The organism is Streptomyces sp. NPDC006552 (genome assembly GCF_040611655.1).
Lineage (GTDB): Bacteria > Actinomycetota > Actinomycetes > Streptomycetales > Streptomycetaceae > Streptomyces.
Map to the genome: position 1 here is coordinate 1 of NZ_JBEXOS010000091.1, position 22,710 is coordinate 22,710.

Genomic DNA, 22,710 nt, shown 5'->3' on the forward strand with positions numbered 1-22,710 from the left:
GGGACGGGCACCGAGGTCACCTACTCGCTCACCGTCGACGTGAAGATCCCCATGCTCGGGATGATCAAGCGCAAGGCCGAGAAGGTCATCATCGACCGCGCGCTGGCCGGCCTCAAGAAGCGCGTCGAGTCCGGTACTTCGAGCGCCTCCGGCGCCTGACGGGCGGGGTCCGGGACGGAGCCCCGTGACCCCGGCACAGTAGCCTCGGACGATATGCGCACCCTTCTCGTCACCGGGCCCGGCGGCTCCGGCAGGACCACCGTCGCCGCCGCCACCGCTCTCCAGGCCGCCCGCGAAGGGGCGCGCACACAGCTGATCACCGCCGACGACGTGGCGGAGCTGCCCGGCGTCACCGTCACCCGGCTCGCCCCCGCCGAGGCGTTCCGGGACGATCTGCTCGCCCTCCAGGACCGGGCCCGCTCCGCGCTCGACCTGCTCGGCGCCGCCCGGCTCGACGCCGACGAGTTGACCCCGCTGCCCGGCAGCGACGAACTCGCGCTGCTGCGCGCCCTGCGCGACAGCGCCGCCGGCCCCCACGACCTCGTCGTCGTCGATCTGCCGCCCGCGCCCCGGGCCGTCGCCGTCCTCGCCCTGCCCGGCCAGCTCCGCCGCTACCTGCGCCGCCTGCTGCCCGCCGAACGCCAGGCGGCCCGCGCCCTGCGCCCCGTCCTCGGCCGGCTCGCGGGCGCGGCGATGCCCGCCGAGTGGCTCTACGAGACCGCGGCCCGCTGGGAGAGCGAACTCGCCGCCACCCAGGCCGTGATCGAGGCCGACACCACGCTCGTGCGCCTGGTCGCCGAACCCACCCAGGCCGCCGACCGGATCCTGCGGACCACCGGCACCGGCCTCGCCCTGCACGGGCTGCGCACCGAGGCGCTGATCGCCAACCGAATCTGGCCCGAGGGCTCCGCCGACCCCTGGCTGGCCGACGCGGCGGCCCACCAGCGCAAGACCGCCGCCGCCTGGCAGAGCGCGTACGAGATACCCCATCTCGGCCGGGACCCGCTCCCCGCCGAACTCGACGTGCCGCCGCCCGGCCCCAGCGCGCCCCGCGCCCCCTGGCCCGTCGAGGACCGCCTCGCCGACGACGGGGTACTGGTCTGGCGGATCCCGCTGCCCGGCGCCGTGCGCGAGGAGCTGACCCTGATCCGGCGGGGCGACGAGATGGTCATCGGCGCCGGACCCTTCCGCCGCGTCGTCCCGCTGCCCTCCGCGCCCCGCCGCTGCACCGTGGCCGGGGCGGGGCTCGTCGACGGCGAGCTGCGGGTGCGGTTCGCGCCGGACCCGGATCTGTGGCCGCGCACCCCCTGAAGCGCCGCGCCCGTTCGGGTACCGTCGAAGGGGTCAGCGCATCGCACCCCTTCAGCTCTCCGCAGGAGTCAGCCGCCATGAGCGAAGCCACCGAGCAGCCCGCACCCCAGGCCGACGCCGATGCCTGGGAGCAGGCCTGCGCCGAGGATCTCGCGGCGGAGAAGGCCCGCCGCAAGGCCGAGTACGGCGCCCCGCCCGGCTCGGCCGCCGAGGAGCTGCGCCGGCTCGTGGACGCGGTGGCCGACAAGCTCTCCGGGATCCAGGCACCCTTCCTCGGACCCCTCGCGCAGGGCACCGCCGAGCAGGTTGCCCGGCAGGTCGTCCGGCAGGCCAGGTCCGCCGTCGAACCGGTCATCGAGCGCAATTCCGGCGTTTTCGATCACCTCGCCGCCGCGGGCTCCGAACTGCTCGCGGCCTACCGCTCCGCGGTGGAGACCCAGGAGAGCCGCTGGACCCAGCGCTCCCGCCCGGACGTACCGCCCCCCGCGGCCACCCCGGACGAAGACCCCGGCGGGGAACATATCGACCTGGACTGAGGCGGCCGGGCGGGGGCCCTCAGGTACGGTGGGCCCTAGCGGGGCTCGACCGAACTGAGGGATTCATGGGACTCACCATCGGCGTCGATATCGGCGGCACGAAGATCGCGGCCGGCGTGGTCGACGAGGAGGGCAACATCCTCTCCACGTTCAAGGTGCCGACGCCTTCCACGCCTGACGGGATCGTGGACGCGATCGCCTCGGCCGTGGAAGGTGCCAGGGCCGGGCACGAGATCGTCGGCGTCGGCATCGGCGCCGCCGGCTACGTCAACCGGCAGCGCTCCACCGTGTACTTCGCGCCGAACATCGACTGGCGCCAGGAGCCGCTGAAGGAGAAGGTCGAGCAGCGCGTCGGCCTCCCCGTGGTCGTGGAGAACGACGCGAACGCGGCGGCCTGGGGCGAGTACAAGTTCGGGGCCGGCAAGGGCCACCGCAACGTCATCTGCATCACGCTCGGCACCGGCCTCGGCGGCGGCATCATCATCGGCAACAAGCTGCGCCGCGGCCACTTCGGCGTCGCCGCCGAGTTCGGCCACATCCGGATGGTCCCGGACGGCCTGCTGTGCGGCTGCGGCTCACAGGGCTGCTGGGAGCAGTACGCCTCCGGGCGCGCCCTGGTCCGCTACGCCAAGCAGCGGGCGAACGCGACGCCGGAGAACGCGGAGTACCTGCTCTCGCTCGGCGACGGCACCCCCGAGGGCATCGAAGGCAAGCACATCTCCACGGCCGCCCGCGAGGGCGACCTGGTCGCGGTGGACTCCTACCGCGAGCTGGCCCGCTGGGCCGGCGCCGGTCTGGCCGACCTCGCCTCGCTCTTCGACCCCTCGGCGTTCATCGTCGGCGGCGGCCTCTCGGACGAGGGCGAGCTGGTCCTCGACCCGATCCGCAAGTCGTACAAGCGCTGGCTGGTCGGCGGGAACTGGCGCCCGGTGGCCGACGTCATCGCCGCCCAGCTCGGCAACAAGGCGGGCATGGTCGGCGCCGCGGACCTCGCGCGCGAGCCCGATCCCGTCATGTGACGACACGCAGAGGCGCTCGGTGCCCGTCGTTCCCCCCGGGGGCGGCGGGCACCGGCGTATCTTGATCGTCATGGACTCCGGCTCGCTCCCCAACTCCCTTACCGAGGCCGACGGTTCGGCCGTCGTCCGCGTCCTCAGCTACAACATCCGCTCGATGCGCGACGACCCCGTCGCCCTGGCCCGGGTCATGAAGGCCTGCGCCCCCGACCTGGTCCTGATCCAGGAGGCGCCGCGGTTCTTCCGCTGGCGCAAGCAGCTCGCCCGGCTCGCCCGCGCCGCGGACCTGGTGTACCTCTCCGGCGGCGGCAGCGCGGCGGGCCCGGCCCTGCTCTGCTCGCTGCGGGCCACGGTGGAGCGGACCGAGGACGTCCTGCTGCCGCTCACCCCCGGGCTGCACCGGCGCGGCTTCGCCACCGCCGTCGTCCGGTTCGGCGGCGTCCGGCTCGGCGTGGTCAGCTGCCACCTGAGCCTGCAGAAGGACGAGCGGTACGCCCAGGGCGGCCTGCTGCTCGACCGGATCGAGGCGATGGGCGTCGAGCACGCCGTCGTCGGCGGTGACCTCAACGAACGCCCCGACGGCCGCACCTTCCGTCGGCTCGCCGCCGCCCTGAACGACGCCTGGGCGACCCGCCCCTGGGGCTCGGAGTACACCTCCACCCCGGCCGACCCGCACCAGCGCATCGACGCGATCCTGGCCACCAAGGGCATCGAGATCCTCGGCTGCGGGGTCCCGCCGGACCTGCCCGCCCACGAGCTGCGCGCCGCCACGGACCACCTGCCGGTCCTGGCGGCGCTGCGGATCCCGGCGGCCTGAGGACTCAGGGGCGGGCGGGAGCCGGGCATACGGCGCGGGCCCGGCCGGGGGAGCACCCCGGCCGGGCCCGCGCGGCGGCACGCCGGTCAGACCACGGCGCCGCGGCCCGGGTCCTCGTCCTCGTCGTCGTCCGACTTCATCCGGCCGACCAGGGTGGCGAAACCGCCCAGGAAACCGCCGATGCAGACCGTCGCCAGCCACCACGTCATCGACCAGCCGAGCAGCACCGAGACGAGCAGCAGCACCGGGCCGCCGATCACGGCCAGCCACGCGAAGCGGGCCGTGACATCGCTCTCGGGGAGCGGCGGCGGCTCGGGCGGCACGAAGTGGCCCTCGTCGTCCGCGTCGAGGTCGGCGTCGGACGGCTCCGCGACCGAGTGGTCCCGCGGCCCGGGGGCCCCGCCGACGCCCGGGGCGAAGGAGACCGACGAGCCCAGCGGGCCCGCGGCGTCCGCCGCGGGACGCTCCCGCGATTGCTCCCGCTCCGGCGTCGTATTGGTCTCCGGGTCCAGGAGCGCCAGGTCCTCCACCGACTTGAAGGGCTTCGCGCCCGGCGGGTCCGGCGGCTCCTCCCCGTACCCCGCGACGATCTGTGCCCACACCGCGTCCTCGTCGACCGGGAGCGCGCCCTCTTCCTCCGGGTCCGGCCGCGCCTGCGGCCCGGTACCGGCCACCTCGGGCTCGCGGCCCTCGCCGCCGTCCGGGCTGTCGGGGCTCCCGGGCTCCCGCCGCTCCTGCTCAGCCACTGCTGGCCGTCCCTTCCGCGCCCTCGCCGGGGCCGCTCACGCCCTCGCTGGGAATCTTGCCGACACTGGGAGCGAGCCGGTCGATGAACGCGTAGCTCTCCTCGAAGATCCGGTCCGCGTCATGGTCCAACGTCGCGACGTGGTAGCTCTGTTCCAGCAGGATCTCCGTGACGTCCCGGGAGGAGATCCGGCTCAGCACCCGGGCCGAGTCGGCGGGCGGCACCACATGGTCCTGGGGGCTGTGCAGCACCGTCACCGGCTGCGTCACCTGCGGCAGCTCACGGTCGACGAGCCGGAAGAACCGGCGGAGCTGGTGCGCGGCGTGCAGCGGCACCCGGTCGTAGCCCAGCTCGTGCGAGCCCTCCTTGGCGATGTCGCTGGCGATCCCCGGGACGGTGGGGACCAGGTGCCGGGCGACCGGCAGGGCGTGCGCGGCCAGACCGTGCACCTTGTTCCCCGGGTTCACCAGGACCAGCCCCGCCACCCGGTCGCCGTGGTGGGCCGCGAGCCGCAGCGCGAGCGCGCCGCCCATCGACAGACCCGCGACGAAGACCTGCGCGCAGCGGTCCGTGAGCTCGCGCAGCGCCCGGTCCACCTCCGCGTACCAGTCCTGCCAGCCGGTGACCGCCAGGTCCTGCCAGCGGGTGCCGTGCCCGGGCAGCAGCGGCAGCGAGACGGTCAGGCCCCGCCCGGCCAGGTACTCGGCCCAGGGCCGCAGCGACTGGGGGCATCCGGTGAAGCCGTGACAGAGGAGGACGCCGACCTCGCCGCCTTCGTGGCGGTACGGCTCGGCTCCGGGAAGGACCGGCACCTTCGGTCTCCAGTTCGTGAAAAGGGCTACTGGGGGCGTGGCACGGGGCAGTCGGATCCCGCACGGGCCACAGGACGGACGAGCGGAGCGGGATGTGCCCTTCACCGTACGCGACCGGACCGACACCGACCAGGGCCGTCGGGTCCCTGAGCGGCTCCGCGGGTTAAGGTCTGAACCTCGGACGAGGGAAGGCAGTGGGTTGATCTACGGCGCGATGAAGGTGGCCATCGGGGGGCCGCTGCGGCTCGGCTTCAGGCCGTGGGTGGAGGGCATGGAGAACGTGCCCGCCGAGGGAGCCGCGATCCTGGCCAGCAACCACCTCTCCTTCTCCGACTCGTTCTTCCTGCCCGCCGTCCTCGACCGCAAGGTCACCTTCATCGCGAAGGCCGAGTACTTCACGACGCCCGGGGTGAAGGGCAAGCTGACCGCCGCCTTCTTCAAGGGCGTCGGACAGCTCCCGGTGGACCGCTCGGGCTCGCGCGGCGCCGGGGAGGCCGCCGTCAAGAGCGGCATCGACGTCCTGGAGCGGGGCGAGCTGTTCGGCATCTACCCCGAGGGCACGCGCTCGCCCGACGGCCGCCTGTACCGCGGCAAGCCCGGCGGACTCGCCCGGGTGGCGCTGGCCACCGGCGCGCCCGTCATCCCGGTCGCCATGATCGACACGGAGAAGATCCAGCCGCCCGGCAAGGTGATGCCGAAGTTCATGCGCCCCGGCATCCGCATCGGCAAGCCGCTCGACTTCAGCCGCTACCAGGGCATGGAGAGCGACCGGTTCGTGCTGCGCGCGGTGACCGACGAGGTCATGTACGAGATCATGAAGCTCTCCGGCCAGGAGTACGTGGACATCTACGCGACCGCCGCCAAGCGGCGCATCGCGGACGCCGCGAAGGCCGAGAAGGCGGCCCGCGCCGAGCAGGAGAAGGCCGGGAAGGAAGCACACAAGGAGCCGGGCGGCGCCTGAGCGCGGTCCGCGGCGGTACCGGGGGGCGGGGGAGATGGCGGGCACGGTCAGGCGCGAGCGCGTCGTACGGATGTCGGTCGAGCAGCCGCTGTGGCGCGCGCTGCTCGGCTACCGCGTCCTCACCATGGTGTACGCCATCGGCCTCTTCGTCTCCGCGTACGAGGTGTACGAGCGGCCCTGGGTCGCCGTCGCCTACTTCGCCGTCCTCGCCGGGTGGACGCTGGCGACCCTCCCGCAGGTGTCGGGCGCGGGGCGCTGCACCCGGTGGTTCCTCACCGCCGACCTGTCGATCGCCGTGGCCGGCATCCTGCTCTCCCCGGTCGCGGGCCACGAGCGGGCGGTCACCGGCGGCTCCACCCTGCCCTCGATCTGGACGGCGGGCGCTGTCCTCGCCTGGGCGCTCAAGGGCGGCTGGCGCTGGGCCGCCTGGGCGTCCCTGCTCATCGGCGTCGCCAACGTGATCCAGCGCGGCGGCCTCAGCCGCAGCATGATCCACAACGTGCTGCTCGTCTGTATCGCCTCCATCGCCATCGGCTACGTCGTCGAGGTGGCCCGCGCCTCCGAGCGCACCCTCGCCCGCGCCCTGGAGATCGAGGCCGCCACCCGGGAGCGGGAGCGCCTGGCCCGCGACATCCACGACAGCGTCCTGCAGGTCCTCGCCATGGTGCAGCGCCGGGGCAACGCGCTGGGCGGCGAGGCCGCCGAGATCGGCCGGATGGCCGGCGAGCAGGAGGTGGCGCTGCGCACCCTGGTGGCCGGCGGCCTCACCCCGCAGTCCCGGGCCTCCGAGGACACCGCGCAGGGCGCCGTGGTGCGCGTCGTCGACGAACCCGGCCGGAGCGAGGACGGCGAGCCCGGGCCCTGCGATCTGCGGACCCTGCTGGCCGGGCACGCGGGCGCCCGCGTCACTTTCGCCGAGCCGGGCGCCCCGGTCCTGATGCGGCCGTCCGTCGCCCGCGAACTGGCCGCCGCCGTCGGCGCCGCCCTGGACAACGTGCGGCTCCACGCGGGCCCGGACGCGCACGCGTGGATCCTGCTGGAGGACGACCCGGACGCGGTGACCGTGACCGTACGCGACGACGGGCCCGGCATCCCGGAGGGCCGGCTCGCCCAGGCCGAGGGCGAGGGACGGCTCGGCGTCGCCCTGTCGATCCGGGGCCGGCTGCGCGACATCGGCGGCACCGCCGACCTGATCTCGGTCCCCGGCCAGGGCACCGAGGTCGAACTGAACGTACCGAAGGAGAAGTGAGCGGCATGGACGGCACGGGGGAAGGCAGGACCACGCAGATGAGCACCCGGCGGACGGACGGCACGCAGGCACCGGTGCGGGTCATGGTCGTCGACGACCACCCGATGTGGCGCGACGCCGTCGCCCGCGACCTGGCCGCGGCCGGCTTCGACGTCGTCGCCACGGCCGGCGACGGCGAGCAGGCGGTGCGCCGCGCCCGGGCCGCGGCCCCCGACGTCCTCGTCCTCGACCTGAACCTGCCGGCCATGCCCGGCGCCCAGGTCTGCAAGGAACTCGTCGGCGCCGACCCGGCCCTGCGGGTCCTGGTCCTGTCCGCGAGCGGCGAGCACGCCGACGTGCTGGAGGCGGTCAAGTCCGGTGCCACCGGCTATCTGCTGAAGTCCGCGTCGACCGACGAGCTGATCGACGCGGTGCGCCGCACGGCCGTGGGCGACCCGGTCTTCACCCCGGGCCTGGCCGGTCTGGTCCTCGGCGAGTACCGGCGCCTGGCGAGCGAACCGGCCCCGGCCCCCGACACCGACGAGCCCGGCGCGCCCCGGCTCACCGACCGGGAGACCGAGGTGCTGCGCCTGGTCGCCAAGGGCCTGAGCTACAAGCAGATCGCGGAGCGCCTGGTCATCTCGCACCGCACCGTGCAGAACCACGTCCAGAACACCCTCGGCAAGCTCCAGCTCCACAACCGCGTGGAGCTCGTCAGGTACGCGATCGAACGGGGTCTGGACGACGAGTGACCCCACGCGGGACAGTTGCTTCAACTGCTCACCGTGACAAGGGAGTTACGCGATGAGGGTCGGAGTACTGACCGGCGGCGGCGACTGCCCCGGGCTCAACGCCGTGATCCGGGGCGTCGTCCGCAAGGGCGTGCAGGAGTACGGCTACGACTTCGTCGGCTTCCGGGACGGCTGGCGCGGTCCCCTGGAGGACGACACCGTGCGGCTCGACATCCCCGCGGTGCGCGGCATCCTGCCCCGCGGCGGCACCATCCTCGGCTCCTCGCGCACCAACCCGCTCCAGGCCGAGGACGGCATCCGCCGCGTCAAGGAGACCCTCGCCAAGGAAGAGGTCGACGCGCTCATCGTGATCGGCGGCGAGGACACCCTGGGGGTCGCGGCCCGCCTCGCCGACGACTACGGCATCAAGGCCGTCGGCGTACCGAAGACCATCGACAACGACCTGTCCGGCACCGACTACACCTTCGGATTCGACACCGCCGTCGGGATCGCGACCGAGGCGATCGACCGGCTGCACACCACCGCCGAATCCCATATGCGGGTCCTCGTCTGCGAGGTCATGGGCCGGCACGCGGGCTGGATCGCCCTGCACTCGGGCCTGGCCGGCGGTGCCAACGTCATTCTCATCCCCGAGCAGCGCTTCGACCTCGACCAGGTCTGCGCGTGGGTGACCTCCCGCTTCACCTCCTCGTACGCGCCGATCGTGGTGGTCGCGGAGGGGGCGATGCCGCGCGACGGCGACATGGTCCTCAAGGACGAGTCCCTGGACTCCTTCGGGCACGTGCGCCTCTCCGGGGTCGGGGAGTGGCTCGCCAAGCAGATCGAGAAGCGCACCGGCAAGGAGGCCCGCACCACGGTCCTCGGGCACGTCCAGCGCGGCGGGACCCCCTCGGCCTTCGACCGCTGGCTCGCCACGCGGTTCGGGCTGCACGCGATCGACGCCGTGCGGGAGGCGGACTTCGGGAAGATGGTGGCGCTGCGGGGCACGGACATCGTGCGGGTGCCCATCGCCGAGGCGACGGCCCGGTTGAAGACGGTCGATCCGTCCCTCTACGCGGAGGCGGGGGTCTTCTTCGGCTGAGGCGCCGGGGTGCGGTGGGGCTGCCGGAGGGGCTCAGCGGGCGCATACGCCCTAGACTCCCCGGTATGGAAATCCTCGCATTCGGTGTGCAATCCGACGAAAAGCCCCTCATCGAGAAGGGCTTCGCGGGCCATCACGACGTCCGTTGCCTGGACGTCTTCCTCAACGAGGACACCGCCCCCATCGCCGCCGGCTACGAGGCCATCTCCACCAGCGTCAACGCGACCCTGAACAACCACGTGCTGCAGAGCCTCGCCGCGGGCGGCACCCAGCTGATCGCCCAGCGCTCCACCGGCTTCAACAACATCGACCTGGAGGTCGCCGAGCGCCTCGGGCTCACCGTCGCCCGGGTCTCGTCCTACTCGCCGTACTCGGTCGCCGAATTCGCCTGGACCCTCGCGATGGCCGTCAACCGCCGTATCGTCCGGGCGAGCAACCGCACCCGCGACTTCGACTTCCGCCTCGACGGGCTGCTCGGCCGTGACCTGCGCGGCCGGACCGCCGGCGTCCTCGGCACCGGCAAGATCGGCGCGGCCTTCACCCGCATCGCGCACGGCTTCGGCATGAACCTGCTCGGCTGGGACGTCGCCGAGAACCCGGAGTGCGTGGCCCTCGGCATGCGGTACGTCGACAAGGACCGGCTCCTCGCCGAGGCCGACCTGATCAGCCTGCACGTCCCGCTGCTGCCCGCCACCGAGCACCTCGTCGACGCGGCCGCCCTGCGCGCGATGAAGGACGACGCGATCCTGGTCAACTCCAGCCGCGGCGGCCTCATCGACACCAAGGCCCTCGTCGCCGAATTGCGCGCGGGCCGCTTCACCGGCGTCGGCCTCGACGTGTACGAGGCCGAGGCGGGCCTGTTCTTCCTCGACAAGTCCCTGGAGGTCGTCGACGACGACACCCTGGCCCGCCTCGTCACCTTCCCGAACGTGCTGGTCACCTCGCACCAGGCGTACTACACCGCGGACGCGGTCGGCGAGATCGTCGACGCCACGGTGCGCAACGTCCTGGACTACTGCGCGGGCCGCCGCTCCGAGAACGTGCTGGTCCCGGCGGAGGCGCCGCCGACGAGCTGAGCCAGCAGCTCCCGGACGATCCCCGCGCCGCGCAGCGACAGCACCGACTCCGGGTGGAACTGCACCCCGGCGAAGCCCGGCCCGCGCAGGGCGTGCACCTCGCCGCTCGCCGCGTCCCGGCTCACCTCGACGCCGTGCGCGGCCAGCTCCAGGGCCGCGTCGTCGTCGCAGCGGGCCGTGAAGCTGTTGTAGAAGCCGACGGTCTCGGGCCGCCCGAACAGCTCGACGCGGCTCTGCGCCCCCTGGTACGGCACGTCCTTGCGGACGATCTCCAGGCCCAGCTCGGCCGCGATCAGCTCGTGCCCGAGGCAGACGCCGAACACCCCGTACCGGTGGTCGCGGAGCACCTCGGCCGTCAGCGACCGCAGGAACCGCATCTTCGGATCGGCCGGCTCCGACGGATCACCGGGGCCGGGGCCGAGCACCACCGGCCCCTCGTGCGCGCGGACCGCCTCCCGCAGCCCGGCCTCGTCGTAGCGCCGCACCGACACGCCGAGCCCGGACGAGCGCAGCACGTGCGCCAGCATCGCGGTGAAGGTGTCCTCGCCGTCGACGACCAGCGCGTGCCCGCTCAGCTCACCGCCGGGCCGCCCGGGCTCCTGCATCCGCAGCCAGAACGGCGCGAGCGAGGCCCGGCGCCCGTCGAGGGCCGCCCGCACCCGCGGGTCGTCGGCCAGGGCGGGCCGCGTGCCCTCCGCGCGCGGCCGTCCCGGGCGCACCCCGAGCGCGGCCAGCACCCCCGCGGCCTTCGCGTGCGTCTCGGCGACCTCGCCCGCCGGGTCGGAACCCCGCACCAGGGTCGCCCCGACCGGCACCCGCAGCCGTCCGCCCGCGTCGATGTCGGCGGTCCTGATGAGGATGGGGGAGTCCAGGGTCTGCGCGCCGCCCGCGTCCCGGCCGACCAGCGCGAGGGCCCCGGCGTAGTACCCGCGCCCGGCCCCGTCCCGCCCGAGGGGCTCGTGGCGCTCGATGACCCGGCAGGCGTTCTGCACCGGCGACCCGGTGACCGTCGCGGCGAACATCGTCTCCTTCAGGACCTCGCGCACGTCGAGGGTCGACTTCCCGCGCAACTCGTACTCGGTGTGGGCGAGATGCGCCATCTCCTTCAACCGCGGCCCGATGACGACCCCGCCCATGTCGCCGACGGTGCACATCATCTTCAGTTCCTCGTCGACGACCATCGACAGCTCCTCGGTCTCCTTGCCGTCGGCGAGGAAGTCCAGGAGGCCGTCGGCGGTGGGCCCGGCGGCGGGATAGCGGTACGTGCCGCTGATCGGGTTCATCACGACGGTGCCGCCGGACATCCGCACATGGACCTCCGGGCTGGCCCCGACCAGCGTCCGGTCGCCCGTGTGCACGACGAACGTCCAGTACGCGCCCCGCTCGCCGTCCAGCAGCCGCCGGAAGAGCGCGAGCGCGTCGGCCCGGGAGAACCCCGGGATCTCACCCTCGTAGGTCCGGCGGATCACGAAGTTCGCGCCCTCGCCCCGCCCGATCTCGTCCCGCAGCACCCGCCCGACGATCTCCGCGTACGCCTCGTCGTCGACGTCGAAGCCGCCGTCCCGGACGCGGACCTCGTGCCGCGGAAGCCGGTCGAGCGCCTCGGCGAGCGGGATCTCGTACGACTCCTCGGGGGTGAGGACCGTGAGTGGGGTGCCGTCGTCGCGGACGTCGAAGCCGCGCTCGCGGATCTGCCGGAAGGGGACGAGAGCGAGCCCCTCGGGGATGTCCGCCAGCCGTTCGTACGCGGCGACCGGGCCGATCAGCAGCTCCACGGTGTCGTGGTCGCGGCCCGGCGTGCGGCGGCGCAGGAGGGCGAAGGGGCGGTCGTCGGTGAGCAGGGTGTCCAGCATCGGGTTCCTTCCAGAGACGTGACGGAGCAGTCGTCAGGAGGAACAGCCGGCGTGTCCGGAAAACACTGAAGGCCGCCCCTCGGGCGGCCTTCGCGGTTTCGGAAACGCGCAGTCAGTGGGCCGCCGGATGTGCGGTCCACCACCAGGTGCGGGTCGGAAACTGCGCGAACATGGGCGCAACCGTACCCGAACCCCGGGCTCATGTGGAGCACCTGCCTCTCAGCTGTCTCAAAAGATGAGCGGCGGAATGGACGCCCGGCATGACCCCGTAATGTTGTCGAGGTGACCGTGAACGCTAAGACCAGCGCAAGCGCCGACAACACCTGGCGCGACCTGCCCGCGGCGCAGCAGCCCGAGTACCCCGATGCCGAGGCGCTGCGCGATGTGATCGCCGACCTCGCGTCGTATCCCCCGCTCGTCTTCGCCGGCGAGTGCGACCAGCTGCGCGCCCGGCTGGCGGCCGTCGCCAAGGGAGAGGCGTTCCTGCTCCAGGGCGGCGACTGCGCCGAGGCCTTCGACGCCGTCTCGGCCGATCACATCCGGAACAAGCTGAAGACGCTGCTCCAGATGGGCGCCGTCCTCACCTACGCCGCCTCCGTACCGGTGGTGAAGGTCGGCCGCATCGCCGGCCAGTACTCCAAGCCGCGCTCGAAGCCGACCGAGACCCGTGACGGCCTGACGCTGCCGACCTACCGCGGCGACTCGGTGAACGGGTTCGAGTTCACCGAGGCCGCCCGCGTCCCGGACCCCGAGCGCCTCAAGCGGATGTACCACGCCTCCGCCTCGACGCTGAACCTGGTGCGCGCCTTCACCACCGGCGGCTACGCCGACCTGCGCCAGGTGCACGCCTGGAACCAGGACTTCGTGAAGTCCTCCCCCTCCGGCCAGCGCTACGAGCAGCTCGCCCGGGAGATCGACAACGCGCTGAACTTCATGCGCGCCTGCGGCACCGACCCCGCCGAGTTCCAGACGGTCGAGTTCTACGCCTCCCACGAGGCGCTGCTGCTCGACTACGAGTCGGCGCTGACCCGTGTCGACTCCCGCACCGGCACCCTGTACGACGTCTCGGGCCACATGGTCTGGATCGGCGAGCGCACCCGTCAGCTCGACGGCGCGCACATCGAGTTCGCATCGAAGATCCGCAACCCCATCGGCATCAAGCTCGGCCCGACCACGACGGCCGAGGAGGCGCTGCAGTACATCGAGCGCCTCGACCCGGACCGCGAGCCGGGCCGGCTGACCTTCATCGTCCGGATGGGCGCCGACAAGGTCCGGGACAAGCTCCCCGAGCTGGTCGAGAAGGTCACGGCCTCGGGCGCGACCGTCGCGTGGATCACCGACCCGATGCACGGCAACACCTACGAGGCGGCCTCGGGCCACAAGACCCGCCGCTTCGACGACGTGCTCGACGAGGTCAAGGGCTTCTTCGAGGTCCACAAGGCGCTCGGCACGCACCCGGGCGGCATCCACGTCGAACTGACCGGCGACGACGTCACCGAGTGCGTGGGCGGCGGCGACGAGATCTTCGTCGACGACCTGCACCAGCGCTACGAGACGGCCTGCGACCCGCGCCTGAACCGCAGCCAATCCCTCGACCTGGCGTTCCTGGTGGCGGAGATGTACCGCGACCAGTGAGGCCGTGCTGACGACAAACGCCGTGGGGCGCGGATCACAGGGATCCGCGCCCCACGGCGCTTTCGTGCACCCGGCCCGGCGGGTATGGTTAGGCTAGCCTCACCGATCAATCGGGACGGCGAAACCGATGAGTCCCGCCACGGGAGGTGAGCCCGCGTGTACGTCTGCAACTGCTTCGGTGTGACCGAGGACCAGGTCAAGCGGCACGCGGAAGGCGGCGCCTGCACCCCGCGCCAGATCGCCTCCGCCTGCAAGGCCGGCACCGACTGCGGCTCGTGCGTCCGCCGCATCCAGGCACTGCTCGGCCGCGGCGCCTACCCCCGGCCCGCACTGGTCACGGGCGGGCCCGACCGCATGGCAGGCGTCGCGCCGGACGAGGCCGCCGCGGCCTAGACAGGCCCCGGTCAGCTGTCCGGCTGCTCGATCTGCTGCGCCAGATAGAGGGCCTCACCGAGCTTCTCGATCAGCTCCAACTGGGTGTCGAGGTAGTCGATGTGGTGCTCCTCGTCCTCCAGGATGTCCTCGAAGATCCGCGCCGACGTCACATCGCCCTTGGCCCGCATGACGTCGATGCCGCGCCGCAGCCGGTCGATCGCCTCGACCTCGACCTGCCGGTCGGCCTGGAACATCTCGGTGACGGTCTGCCCGACCCGGACGTGGAAGAGCCGCTGGTAGTTGGGCAGGGCGTCGAGGAAGAGGATCCGTTCCGTCAGCCGGTCCGCGTGCTTCATCTCGTCGATGGACTCGGCACGGGTGTACTTCGCGAGCTTGGTCCAGCCATTGTTGTCCTGGATCCGGTAGTGGAGCCAGTACTGGTTGATGGCCGTCAACTCGCCCGTGAGCTGCTCGTTGAGGAATTCGATGACCTCGGGGTCGCCCTGCATCGCAGAGGCTCCTTCCGCGTGGTGGGACTGGCAGGTTCCGCGCATCCTCGCACCGGGCGCCGAAACCCGTCCAGTAAGTGCACGCTTAGTAGGAGTTGCCCGAATCAGCGGCCGGTCGCGGCCCGTCGCCGCGCGCGTGGTCACGGCCACTGCCCGGGGTCTGTCAGGATGGAGGCATGGGTCAGCCGGTGGGTCGCGAGTCTGGGGGAGCAGTGCAGCCGGAGCTTCCGCCGGGGCAGCGACTGCAGCGCGGCTGGCCGGTCACGCACTACGGACCGGTGCCCAAGTTCCGGCCCGAGCGCTGGGAGTTCCGGGTCTTCGGAGCCACCGCCGACGGTGACAAGCACTGCTGGAACCACGAGGAGTTCTCGGCGCTGCCGTACGCGACCGTCGTCGGCGACCTGCACTGCGTCACCAAGTTCAGCATGCTCGCCGCCGAGTGGGGCGGCGTGCGCGCCGCCACCGTCCTGGAGCTGGCGCCGCCGGACCCGGCCGTCACCCATGTGATGGTCTGGGCCGAGTACGGCTTCAGCTCGAACCTGCGGCTGGCCGACTTCGCCGCCGAGCGCACCGTCTTCGCCACCCACAAGGGCGGCGAGCTGCTCACCGCCGAGCACGGCTTCCCGCTCCGCCTCGTCGTGCCCCACCTGTACGCCTGGAAAGGGCCGAAATGGGTGCGCGGGGTCGAGTACATGACCGCGGACCGGCGCGGCTTCTGGGAGGAGCGCGGCTACCACAACGTGGGCGACCCGTGGCGGGAGCAGCGCTACTCCTACCAGGAGGAGCCCGGGGACGGCCCCGAGCTGTAGCGGCCGCACGAGGCTCTAGGGGCGCAGCTCCTTCAGGCGGGCGATGTCCTGCGCGTTGCCCGCCTTGCCGCCCGGCGTCTCGATGACCAGCGGGACGTTCTCCGTCGCCGGGTGCGCCAGCAGCTCGCGGAAGGGCTCCGCCCCGATGTGGCCCGAGCCGATGTTCTCGTGCCGGTCCTTGTGGGCGCCGACGACGTCCTTGGAGTCGTTGGCGTGGATCAGCCGCAGCCGGCCCTCGCCGACCGTGTCCACCAGCAGGTCGAGCGTCTGCTTCATGCCGCCCGGGCCGACGAGGTCGTGGCCGGCCGCGTAGATGTGGCAGGTGTCCAGACAGACCCCCAGCCTGGGGTGGTGGTCCAGGGCGTCGAAGTACGGGCCGAAGTCCCAGGTGCGCGCGCACAGGGACGCGCCCTGGCCCGCGGTCGACTCCAGGAGCAGGAAGGGGTCGTCGTCGTGGGTCAGCTCGTCGAGCAGCGGCAGCAGTCGCTCGCGGACCTGGGCGAGGGCCACGGACCGCTCGCGGCCGCCGGTCGCGGAGCCGGTGTGCACGACCACGCCGAGGGCGCCGATGGCGCGGGCCCGGCGCAGCGAGTGCCGCAGCGAGACGACGCTCTGGTCCACGGTCGCCTCGGTGTGCGACCCGAAGTTGATCAGATACGGCGCGTGCACGTAGGCCGGGACGGACTCGGCCGCGCAGCGGGCGCGGAACTCCTCGTCCTGCTTCGGGTTGCCGGGCGGGGTGGCCCAGCCGCGCGGGTTGGCCACGAAGACCTGGACGGCCTCGGCCTTCACGTCATGGGCCCAGGCCAGCCCGACGGTGGCGAGACCGCCGGCCACGGGGACGTGACCGCCGATGGGGTTGCGGATGCGGGTGCTGCTGTTCACCCGGTCAAGGGTGTCATGGCCGGACGGCTGCCCGGCCCGCCCGGCCCTCAGCGGATGGTGATCTTGATCGTCGAGCCCTTGGCGGCCTTCTCGCCGCCCTCGACGGACTGGCTCTTGACCGTGTCGCCGAAGAGGCCGAGCAGACCGCGGTCCTCGTCCACGTCGAAACCGGCGTCCTCCAGCTTCGTGTGGGCGTCGTCGACACTCAGGCCCGTGACGTCCGGGACCTCGACCAGCGGCGGGCCCTTGGAGATCGTCAGGGTCACCGTGTCGCCCTCGGCGAGCCTGCCGTCGGCGGGGGACTGGCGGGCCACATCGCCCTTGTCCTCGTCCGAGGTGACCCGCGCCGTGGCGATCTCCGCCTTCAGGCCCGCCTCCTCGATCTCGGCGACGGCGTCGTCCTCGGACTCGCCCGTCACGTCGGGGACGTCCACCGCGGCACCCTTGGAGACGACGAGGGCGACCGCGGAACCGGAGTTGCGGACCGTGCCCGCCTTCGGCTCCGTCCGCACCACGGCCCCCTTGTCGACGTCCTCGCTGAACTCCTTGGTGACCATGCCCGGCTCCAGGCCCCGGTCCTTGAGGTCGCTCTTGGCGGCCGACAGCCGCGCGCCCGCCAGGTCGGGGACCTTGACCGTCTTCGGGCCCTTGGAGACCGTCAGCCGCACCGTGCCGTCGTCGCGGATCCGGGCGTTCGCCCCCGGGTCCGTGGCCATCACGGTGCCCCGCTTGTACGCGTCGCTGTACTTGTACGTGATGGTGCCGCCGGCCCGCAGCCCGGCCGCGTCCAGCCGCTGCTTCGCCTGCGCCTCGGTCTTCGCCAGCAAGGACGGGACCTGGGTGAACTGCCCCGCGTTGATGTACCAGACACCCGCGCCGACCCCGAGGACCAGCAGCACCGCCGCGACGACCGCGAACGTGGCGCGCCGCGGCCGGCCGCCCGTGCGGCGGGCGGGAGCGGGCGGCGGCCCCACGGGCGGACTCTGCAACCGGCTCGTGCGCTGCACGCCGTCCTCCTCGGCGGGCAGCGGCGGCTGCACCGCCCGCGGCAGCACGCTCGTCCGGTCGTCCGCGCCCGCGTGCTGCCCGTCCAGGGCCTGCGGCGGTACGGCGTCCAGCTCGGCCTCGCTCAGCGCCGCGCGGGCCTGCCGTACGTGGCCGAGCAGCGCCACCGCGTCGTGCGGGCGGGAGCGCGGGTCGCGGGCGGCGGCCGACGCGACCAGCTGGTCGAGGGTGGCGGGCAGACCCGGCACGGCCGCGGAGGGCGGCGGCACGTCCGCGTTCAGGTGCTGGTAGAGGACCTGCGCCGGGGTGTCGCCGGAGTGCGGCTTGGCGCCGGTCAGCATCTCGTAGAGGACGACCCCGCACGCGTAGACGTCCACGCCGGGCGTCGCCGTGCCGTCCTCGATCTGCTCGGGCGCCAGGTACGAGACCGTGCCGAGCAGCGTCCCCGTGGTGCTCGTGACGGTGTCCACCGCCCGGACCAGGCCGAAGTCCGCCACCTTCACCCGGCCGTCGTCCCCTATCAGGACGTTCTCCGGCTTCATGTCGCGGTGCACGAAGCCCGCGCGGTGCGCCGCCCCGAGCGCGGCGAGCACCGGCTCCAGGATGTCGAGCGCGGCGCGGGGCCGCAGGGCGCCGCGGTCGCGCAGGACGTCGCGGAGCGTGCAGCCCGCGACGTACTCCATCGCCAGATAGACGTACGCGCCGTCGGCGCCCTGGTCGAAGACCCCCACCACGTTCGGGTGCGCGAGGCGGGCCACCGACTTGGCCTCGCGGATGAACCGCTCGACGAACGCCACGTCCGTCGCCAGCGAAGGATGCATCACCTTGAGCGCGAGCACGCGGTCGAGGCGGGTGTCCACGGCCCGGTAGACCGTGGCCATCCCGCCGACCGCGATCCGTGCGTCGACGCGGTACCGGCCGTCGAGCACGTGCCCGAGCAACGGGTCCTGAAGGGTCGTGTCCACGCAGGTGAGTCTACGAGGAGGGACCGACAGGGCCCCGGCCCGCATCCGGACTGCAGCAGAGCTGTGACCCGGTCAGAAGGCGGGGCGCTCGGGATCGAGGTGCGCCCGGCCCTCGGTGGGCGAGGAGGCCTGCGCGAAGTGCCGCTTGGGGATGCGCCCCGCGCGGAACGCCAGCCGGCCCGCCTCCACCGCGTGCCGCATGCCCTCGGCCATCAGCACCGGCTCCTGCGCCCGCGTCACCGCCGAGGCGAGCATCACCCCCGCACACCCCAGCTCCATGGCGAACGCCACGTCCGAGGCGGTGCCCGCTCCGGCGTCCAGGATCACCGGCACGCGCGCGCGCTCGGTGATCAGCTGGAAATTGTGCGGATTGCGGATGCCGAGTCCGGAACCGATGGGCGAGCCGAGCGGCATCACCGCCGCGCACCCCACGTCCTCCAGCTTGCGGGCCAGGACCGGATCGTCGCTGGTGTAGGGCAGGACCGTGAACCCGTCGTCGACGAGGGTCTCGGCGGCGTCCAGGGTCTCGACCGGGTCCGGCAGCAGCGTGCGTTCGTCGGCGATGACCTCCAGCTTCACCAGGCTGGTGCCGAGCGCCTCCCGCGCGAGGCGGGCGGTGAGGACCGCCTCGCCCGCGGTGAAGCAGCCCGCCGTGTTGGGCAGGACCTGGATGTCGAGTCTCTCCAGGACCGACAGGACCGAGCCGTGCACCGAGGCGTTCACGCGGCGCATCGCCACGGTGGTGAGTTCGGTGCCGGAAGCGGCCAGGGAGCGTTCCAGGATGTCGAGGCTCGGGGCGCCTCCCGTGCCCATGATCAGGCGCGAGGAGTAGGTGGTGCCCCCGAGGACGAAAGCGTCGTCGGCCATGGACGAGTCAGCCTCCTTGTACGGCGGTGAGTACTTCGACGCGGTCCCCGTCACGGAGCGCCGTCGCGGCCCACTGGGCGCGCGGGACGACGGTCTCGTTCAGGGCGGCGGCGACGCCGGAGTGCGCTGCGGTGAGGGTGGTGACGAGGGCTTCGAGGGTGAGACCGGCGGCCACCGCGCGCGGCTCGCCGTTGAGCAAGACGTTCATACGGGCTGCTCCAGAGAGGCGTCACTGAGGTCACCGGGGACCCGGCCGCAGAACCGGCCGGGCGTGAACGCCGCGGCCTCCTCCGGGAGTTCACCGGTGGCCAGGACCTGCGCCATGACGTCCCCGGTGACCGGGGTGAGCAGGACGCCGTTGCGGTGGTGGCCGGTGGCCAGGAGGAGGCCGGGCAGGGCGGTCGGGCCGAGCAGCGGGGCGTTGTCCGGCGAACCGGGGCGCAGACCCGCGCAGGTCTCGGTCAGCGGCAGTTCCGTGATGCCGGGGACGAGTTCGTGGGCGTCCCGCAGCAGCTCGTAGACGCCGCCCGCGGTGACCGTGGTGTCCCAGCCCAGTTCCTCGCTGGTGGCGCCCACGACGAGTTCACCGTTGACGCGCGGCACCAGGTACAGGTGGCTGCCGCGGACGACCGCGCGGACCGTGCGGCTGAGGAACGGCGCGTACCCCGGAGGCACCGTGAGGCGCAGGACCTGGCCCTTGACCGGGCGGACCGGCGGCACCACCTCGTCCGGGACGCCCGCGAGCCGCCCGCTGTGGCTGCCCGCCGCGAGCACGATCTGGTCGGCCGCGAGCAGGGCGGCGCCCGGCGCGGAGCCGCCGTCACCGGAGAGGACCACCCCGCACGCCCGGTCCCGGACCACATGGAGCCGCTCGGCCCACCGCCGGTGGAACGTGACGCCCGCGCGCTCGCAGGCCGTCACGAGGGCGCTCGCGAGCCTTCTCGGGTCGATCTGGTGGTCCCCGTCGACCCGCAGGCCCCCGCGCACGCCCGGCGCGAGCATCGGCTCCAGGCGGCGGCAGTCACGGCCCGACAGCCACTCGGACTCCAGCCCCGACTTCTGTTGCAGAGCGTGCAGTTCACGCAGGTGCGCCCGGTCGTCCGCGTCCAGCGCGACCGCCAGCGTGCCGCACGCGCGGTAGCCGAGGTCCTGGCCGGACGCCTCGGACAGCTCGGCGGCGAACTGCGGATAGCGGCGCGCGGAGGCGACATTGAGGCCGAGCAACGTCTGCTCGCCGTAATGGAGTTCGGTGACGGCGGCCAGCATGCCGGCCGCCACCTGGGCGGCCCCGCCGCCCGGCGCGGGGTCCACGACCGCGACCGACAGACCGCGCTGCGCGGACCGCCAGGCGGTGACCAGACCGATGATGCCGCCCCCGACGACCAGGACGTCGGTGGCTTCGGACGGAGTACGCGGCATGGGCGTCCAGCCCCTCCCTTCGCCGGCATGACCCGGATCAGGTTCGTACGGTCGGAGGCCGCTCCAGCCTCCCTCTCAGCCCGCTGCGTACGGGCTCCCGCGAGTGCTTTACGCCGTCACCCTAACTCCTGCCGGCGAGCCGCAGTAAGTACGGTCGCCCGTCCTGCTCCGCCCCCGCGCCCGCTAAACCGGTGACACGTGTGCAGGACGTCACGGCACGGGAGTGGTCCGCATCGCTGACCGACGCAAGATCAGGTGCCTAAGGTGACCCGGTGAGCGAGCAGCGGAGCGGCAACGGGACAGCGCGGGACCAGCGGCACGTCGTCATCGTCGGCGCGGGGATGGCCGGCGTGCAGACGGCGGTGGCCCTGCGCGAACAGGGCTTCGCCGGCGCCGTCACGCTGCTCGGCGCCGAACCCCACCGCCCCTACGACCGGCCGCCGCTGTCCAAGGCCGTCCTGCTGGGCAAGGCGGACGGCTCGGCCTTCGACGTGGACTTCGAGGCGCTCGGCGTCACCCTGGAGCTGGGCCGCGAGGTCACCGGGGTGCGGACCGGCGACCACGAGCTGGACACGGCCGCGGGCCCGGTCGGCTACGACGTCCTGGTCGTCGCCACCGGCGCCGAACCGGTCCGGCTGCCCGGCACCGGCTCCGACCCGGCCGTGCACGTGCTGCGCACACTCGACGACGCCGCGCGGCTGCGCCCGGTCCTCGCCGGGCAGCACGACGTGGTGGTCGTGGGCGCCGGGTGGATCGGCGCCGAGTTCGCCACCGCGGCCCGCGAGGCCGGCTGCCGCGTCACCGTCGTCGAGGCGGCCGGGCGCCCGCTGGCCGAGGCGCTGCCCGCCGAGATCGCGGCCCCCATGGCGGCCTGGTACGCGGACGCGGGAGCCGAACTGCGCACCCACGCGCGCGTGCGCGCCGTCGAGCCGGGCGCCGTGGTCCTGGAGGACGGGACGCGGCTGCCCGCCGGGGCCGTCGTCGTCGGCATCGGCGCCCGCCCGGCCACCGGCTGGCTGACCGGCTCCGGCATCGAGCTGGGCGCCCACCGCGAAGTCCTGGCCGACGCGCACCTGCGCACCTCCCGGCCCGACGTGTACGCGGTGGGGGACTGCTCGTCGTTCCCCTCGGGGCGCTACCAGGAGCGGCTGCTGGTCCACCACTGGGACAACGCCCTCCAGGGCCCGCGCACGATCGCGGCGAACATCATCGGTGAGACACCGGCCGTGTACGACCCGGTGCCCTACTTCTGGTCCGAGCAGTTCGGCCGCTTCGTGCAGTACGCGGGCCACCACCGCGCCGCCGACACCACGGTGTGGCGCGGCGACCCGGCCGGCGCCGCGTGGTCGGTGTGCTGGCTGCGCGCGGGCGCGCTGGTGGGCGTGCTGGCCGTGGGCAGGCCCCGCGACCTGGCGCAGGGCCGCAAACTCATCGAGACCGGCGCCGCGCTCGACGCGGACCGGCTCGCCGATCCGGCCCGGCCCCTGAAGTCCGCCCTGCTCTGAGCGCCGCCCGCCCCCGGCCACAAACACCTGGTCAGCCGCCCCGGCTTCCGACTGTCGGTCCGGGATGGCAGGCTTGTCCCGTGACCGAGATTGACGCAAAGACCGAAGCTCTCGTCCCCGACTGGCTCACCCTCCCCGACATCGCCGAGCGGTTCGGCATCGAGGTGACGCGTGTGCGGCAGCTGGTGAAGGAGGGCCAGGTGATCGCCGTACGCCGTGGTGAGAACCGGGCGCTGCACGTGCCCGCCGCCTTCATCGACGGCGACAAGATCGTCAAGGGCCTCACCGGCACCCTGACGCTCCTGCGGGACGACGGCTTCAGCGACGAAGAGATGCTGGAGTGGCTCTTCACCCCCGACCCCACCCTGCCGGGCACGCCCGCGCAGGCCCTGAGCGAGAATCGTGGCACGGAGGTGAAGCGTCGCGCCCAGGCGCTCGCCGTCTGATCTGACGACCGTCCGGCGTGCGCACCGCCTCGCGGGGAGGAGGGGGTGGGGTCCAAGGCGTCCTGCATGTGTGGCGCATCCTGGAGCCACTGCTGCCACAGG

24 protein-coding genes, 1 pseudogene and 1 riboswitch are annotated in these 22,710 nt (G+C 73.1%); of the genes and pseudogenes, 15 read left to right on the forward strand and 10 right to left on the reverse strand.

Annotated elements, in window-relative coordinates:
* The 5 genes and pseudogenes from ABZY33_RS33135 to ABZY33_RS33155 all read left to right on the forward strand — a co-directional run.
* Window positions 1-159, forward strand: a pseudogene (locus tag ABZY33_RS33135) (cyclase); the annotation flags it as partial.
* Between the two features lie 54 nt (window positions 160-213).
* Window positions 214-1,311 (forward strand): ArsA-related P-loop ATPase, encoded by a 1,098-nt coding sequence (locus ABZY33_RS33140; protein ID WP_356495414.1) that lies wholly within the window; start codon window positions 214-216, stop codon window positions 1,309-1,311.
* 77 nt (window positions 1,312-1,388) lie between these two features.
* A complete protein-coding gene (locus tag ABZY33_RS33145; RefSeq protein ID WP_356495415.1) occupies window positions 1,389-1,847 on the forward strand; it encodes a DUF5304 domain-containing protein in 459 nt (152 codons plus the stop codon).
* A 65-nt stretch (window positions 1,848-1,912) separates the two neighbouring features.
* Window positions 1,913-2,866 (forward strand): ROK family glucokinase, encoded by a 954-nt coding sequence (locus ABZY33_RS33150; protein ID WP_356495416.1) that lies wholly within the window; start codon window positions 1,913-1,915, stop codon window positions 2,864-2,866.
* A gap of 70 nt (window positions 2,867-2,936) precedes the next feature.
* Window positions 2,937-3,680 carry an endonuclease/exonuclease/phosphatase family protein gene (locus ABZY33_RS33155; protein WP_356495417.1) on the forward strand — a complete coding sequence of 248 codons (744 nt, stop codon included), beginning with the start codon at window positions 2,937-2,939 and terminating at the stop codon, window positions 3,678-3,680.
* An 86-nt stretch (window positions 3,681-3,766) separates the two neighbouring features.
* Here ABZY33_RS33155 and ABZY33_RS33160 read toward each other — a convergent pair whose 3' ends face one another.
* The gene (locus ABZY33_RS33160; RefSeq protein ID WP_356495434.1) at window positions 3,767-4,354 is read right to left on the reverse strand and encodes a hypothetical protein; all 588 of its coding nucleotides are present in this window, start codon (window positions 4,352-4,354) and stop codon (window positions 3,767-3,769) included.
* Window positions 4,355-4,418: 64 nt separating this feature from the next.
* Window positions 4,419-5,237: an alpha/beta fold hydrolase gene (locus ABZY33_RS33165; protein WP_356495418.1), complete on the reverse strand. Its 819-nt coding sequence runs from the start codon at window positions 5,235-5,237 to the stop codon at window positions 4,419-4,421.
* Between the two features lie 199 nt (window positions 5,238-5,436).
* On the opposite strand from ABZY33_RS33165, the gene ABZY33_RS33170 reads away from it, so the two are divergent.
* From ABZY33_RS33170 to ABZY33_RS33190, 5 genes are all read left to right on the forward strand, one after another.
* Window positions 5,437-6,198, forward strand: a complete 762-nt coding sequence (locus tag ABZY33_RS33170; protein WP_356495419.1) for a lysophospholipid acyltransferase family protein — start codon at window positions 5,437-5,439, stop codon at window positions 6,196-6,198.
* A gap of 34 nt (window positions 6,199-6,232) precedes the next feature.
* Window positions 6,233-7,447 carry a DUF5931 domain-containing protein gene (locus ABZY33_RS33175; RefSeq protein ID WP_356495420.1) on the forward strand — a complete coding sequence of 405 codons (1,215 nt, stop codon included), beginning with the start codon at window positions 6,233-6,235 and terminating at the stop codon, window positions 7,445-7,447.
* A 38-nt stretch (window positions 7,448-7,485) separates the two neighbouring features.
* On the forward strand, window positions 7,486-8,178 hold the full coding sequence (locus ABZY33_RS33180) for a response regulator transcription factor (RefSeq protein WP_356495435.1): 693 nt from the start codon (window positions 7,486-7,488) through the stop codon (window positions 8,176-8,178).
* Between the two features lie 52 nt (window positions 8,179-8,230).
* The gene (locus ABZY33_RS33185) at window positions 8,231-9,259 is read left to right on the forward strand and encodes a 6-phosphofructokinase (RefSeq protein WP_356495421.1); all 1,029 of its coding nucleotides are present in this window, start codon (window positions 8,231-8,233) and stop codon (window positions 9,257-9,259) included.
* A gap of 65 nt (window positions 9,260-9,324) precedes the next feature.
* The gene (locus tag ABZY33_RS33190; RefSeq protein WP_356495422.1) at window positions 9,325-10,335 is read left to right on the forward strand and encodes a 2-hydroxyacid dehydrogenase; all 1,011 of its coding nucleotides are present in this window, start codon (window positions 9,325-9,327) and stop codon (window positions 10,333-10,335) included.
* Here ABZY33_RS33190 and ABZY33_RS33195 read toward each other — a convergent pair.
* Both ABZY33_RS33195 and ABZY33_RS33200 read right to left on the reverse strand, forming a co-directional pair.
* Complete coding sequence (locus ABZY33_RS33195; protein WP_356495423.1) at window positions 10,272-12,188, reverse strand: anthranilate synthase family protein; 1,917 nt, start codon at window positions 12,186-12,188, stop codon at window positions 10,272-10,274. The genes ABZY33_RS33190 and ABZY33_RS33195 overlap by 64 nt on opposite strands.
* Window positions 12,189-12,300: 112 nt before the next feature.
* Window positions 12,301-12,360 (reverse strand): trp operon leader peptide, encoded by a 60-nt coding sequence (locus ABZY33_RS33200; protein ID WP_356495436.1) that lies wholly within the window; start codon window positions 12,358-12,360, stop codon window positions 12,301-12,303.
* Between the two features lie 110 nt (window positions 12,361-12,470).
* Between ABZY33_RS33200 and ABZY33_RS33205 the strand changes: the two genes are divergently transcribed.
* Both ABZY33_RS33205 and ABZY33_RS33210 read left to right on the forward strand, forming a co-directional pair.
* Window positions 12,471-13,823 carry a class II 3-deoxy-7-phosphoheptulonate synthase gene (locus ABZY33_RS33205; RefSeq protein WP_356495424.1) on the forward strand — a complete coding sequence of 451 codons (1,353 nt, stop codon included), beginning with the start codon at window positions 12,471-12,473 and terminating at the stop codon, window positions 13,821-13,823.
* A 156-nt stretch (window positions 13,824-13,979) separates the two neighbouring features.
* Window positions 13,980-14,216: a (2Fe-2S)-binding protein gene (locus tag ABZY33_RS33210; RefSeq protein ID WP_356495425.1), complete on the forward strand. Its 237-nt coding sequence runs from the start codon at window positions 13,980-13,982 to the stop codon at window positions 14,214-14,216.
* Between the two features lie 11 nt (window positions 14,217-14,227).
* On the opposite strand, the gene bfr is transcribed toward ABZY33_RS33210, so the two are convergent.
* A complete protein-coding gene (gene bfr / locus ABZY33_RS33215; protein WP_324768392.1) occupies window positions 14,228-14,707 on the reverse strand; it encodes a bacterioferritin in 480 nt (159 codons plus the stop codon).
* Window positions 14,708-14,883: 176 nt separating this feature from the next.
* Between bfr and ABZY33_RS33220 the strand changes: the two genes are divergently transcribed.
* Window positions 14,884-15,516 carry a sulfite oxidase-like oxidoreductase gene (locus ABZY33_RS33220; RefSeq protein WP_356495426.1) on the forward strand — a complete coding sequence of 211 codons (633 nt, stop codon included), beginning with the start codon at window positions 14,884-14,886 and terminating at the stop codon, window positions 15,514-15,516.
* A 15-nt stretch (window positions 15,517-15,531) separates the two neighbouring features.
* On the opposite strand, the gene ABZY33_RS33225 is transcribed toward ABZY33_RS33220, so the two are convergent.
* The 5 genes from ABZY33_RS33225 to thiO all read right to left on the reverse strand — a co-directional run bounded on the left by ABZY33_RS33225 (window position 15,532) and on the right by thiO (window position 20,657).
* Window positions 15,532-16,401, reverse strand: coding sequence for a deoxyribonuclease IV (locus ABZY33_RS33225; RefSeq protein WP_356495427.1), 870 nt, complete (start codon window positions 16,399-16,401; stop codon window positions 15,532-15,534).
* Window positions 16,402-16,448: 47 nt separating this feature from the next.
* Entirely contained in the window at window positions 16,449-18,371 is a 1,923-nt protein-coding gene (gene pknB / locus ABZY33_RS33230; RefSeq protein ID WP_356495428.1) for a Stk1 family PASTA domain-containing Ser/Thr kinase, read from the reverse strand.
* 72 nt (window positions 18,372-18,443) lie between these two features.
* Entirely contained in the window at window positions 18,444-19,238 is a 795-nt protein-coding gene (locus ABZY33_RS33235) for a thiazole synthase (RefSeq protein ID WP_356495429.1), read from the reverse strand.
* A 7-nt stretch (window positions 19,239-19,245) separates the two neighbouring features.
* Window positions 19,246-19,446 (reverse strand): sulfur carrier protein ThiS, encoded by a 201-nt coding sequence (thiS, locus tag ABZY33_RS33240; protein WP_356495430.1) that lies wholly within the window; start codon window positions 19,444-19,446, stop codon window positions 19,246-19,248.
* Window positions 19,443-20,657 (reverse strand): glycine oxidase ThiO, encoded by a 1,215-nt coding sequence (thiO, locus tag ABZY33_RS33245; protein WP_356495431.1) that lies wholly within the window; start codon window positions 20,655-20,657, stop codon window positions 19,443-19,445. The genes thiS and thiO overlap by 4 nt, the downstream gene beginning before the upstream one ends.
* Window positions 20,655-20,768, reverse strand: a riboswitch (TPP riboswitch). Its footprint overlaps the gene before it by 3 nt.
* A gap of 161 nt (window positions 20,769-20,929) precedes the next feature.
* Between thiO and ABZY33_RS33250 the strand changes: the two genes are divergently transcribed.
* On the forward strand, window positions 20,930-22,162 hold the full coding sequence (locus ABZY33_RS33250; RefSeq protein WP_356495432.1) for an FAD-dependent oxidoreductase: 1,233 nt from the start codon (window positions 20,930-20,932) through the stop codon (window positions 22,160-22,162).
* 80 nt (window positions 22,163-22,242) lie between these two features.
* Entirely contained in the window at window positions 22,243-22,608 is a 366-nt protein-coding gene (locus tag ABZY33_RS33255; protein WP_356495433.1) for an Rv2175c family DNA-binding protein, read from the forward strand.
* Window positions 22,609-22,710 lie beyond the last annotated feature (102 nt).

Excerpts from the sequence above, each read along its gene's own strand:
- ABZY33_RS33195 (WP_356495423.1), bottom strand. The coding sequence starts at position 12,188 with ATGCTGGACACCCTGCTCACCGACGACCGCCCCTTCGCCCTCCTGCGC.
- ABZY33_RS33150 (WP_356495416.1), top strand. The coding sequence starts at position 1,913 with ATGGGACTCACCATCGGCGTCGATATCGGCGGCACGAAGATCGCGGCC.
- ABZY33_RS33235 (WP_356495429.1), bottom strand. The coding sequence starts at position 19,238 with ATGGCCGACGACGCTTTCGTCCTCGGGGGCACCACCTACTCCTCGCGC.
- ABZY33_RS33185 (WP_356495421.1), top strand. The coding sequence starts at position 8,231 with ATGAGGGTCGGAGTACTGACCGGCGGCGGCGACTGCCCCGGGCTCAAC.
- thiO (WP_356495431.1), bottom strand. The coding sequence starts at position 20,657 with ATGCCGCGTACTCCGTCCGAAGCCACCGACGTCCTGGTCGTCGGGGGC.
- ABZY33_RS33145 (WP_356495415.1), top strand. The coding sequence starts at position 1,389 with ATGAGCGAAGCCACCGAGCAGCCCGCACCCCAGGCCGACGCCGATGCC.
- ABZY33_RS33180 (WP_356495435.1), top strand. The coding sequence starts at position 7,486 with ATGAGCACCCGGCGGACGGACGGCACGCAGGCACCGGTGCGGGTCATG.
- ABZY33_RS33175 (WP_356495420.1), top strand. The coding sequence starts at position 6,233 with ATGGCGGGCACGGTCAGGCGCGAGCGCGTCGTACGGATGTCGGTCGAG.
- ABZY33_RS33190 (WP_356495422.1), top strand. The coding sequence starts at position 9,325 with ATGGAAATCCTCGCATTCGGTGTGCAATCCGACGAAAAGCCCCTCATC.
- ABZY33_RS33140 (WP_356495414.1), top strand. The coding sequence starts at position 214 with ATGCGCACCCTTCTCGTCACCGGGCCCGGCGGCTCCGGCAGGACCACC.
- thiS (WP_356495430.1), bottom strand. The coding sequence starts at position 19,446 with ATGAACGTCTTGCTCAACGGCGAGCCGCGCGCGGTGGCCGCCGGTCTC.
- ABZY33_RS33155 (WP_356495417.1), top strand. The coding sequence starts at position 2,937 with ATGGACTCCGGCTCGCTCCCCAACTCCCTTACCGAGGCCGACGGTTCG.
- ABZY33_RS33220 (WP_356495426.1), top strand. The coding sequence starts at position 14,884 with ATGGGTCAGCCGGTGGGTCGCGAGTCTGGGGGAGCAGTGCAGCCGGAG.
- bfr (WP_324768392.1), bottom strand. The coding sequence starts at position 14,707 with ATGCAGGGCGACCCCGAGGTCATCGAATTCCTCAACGAGCAGCTCACG.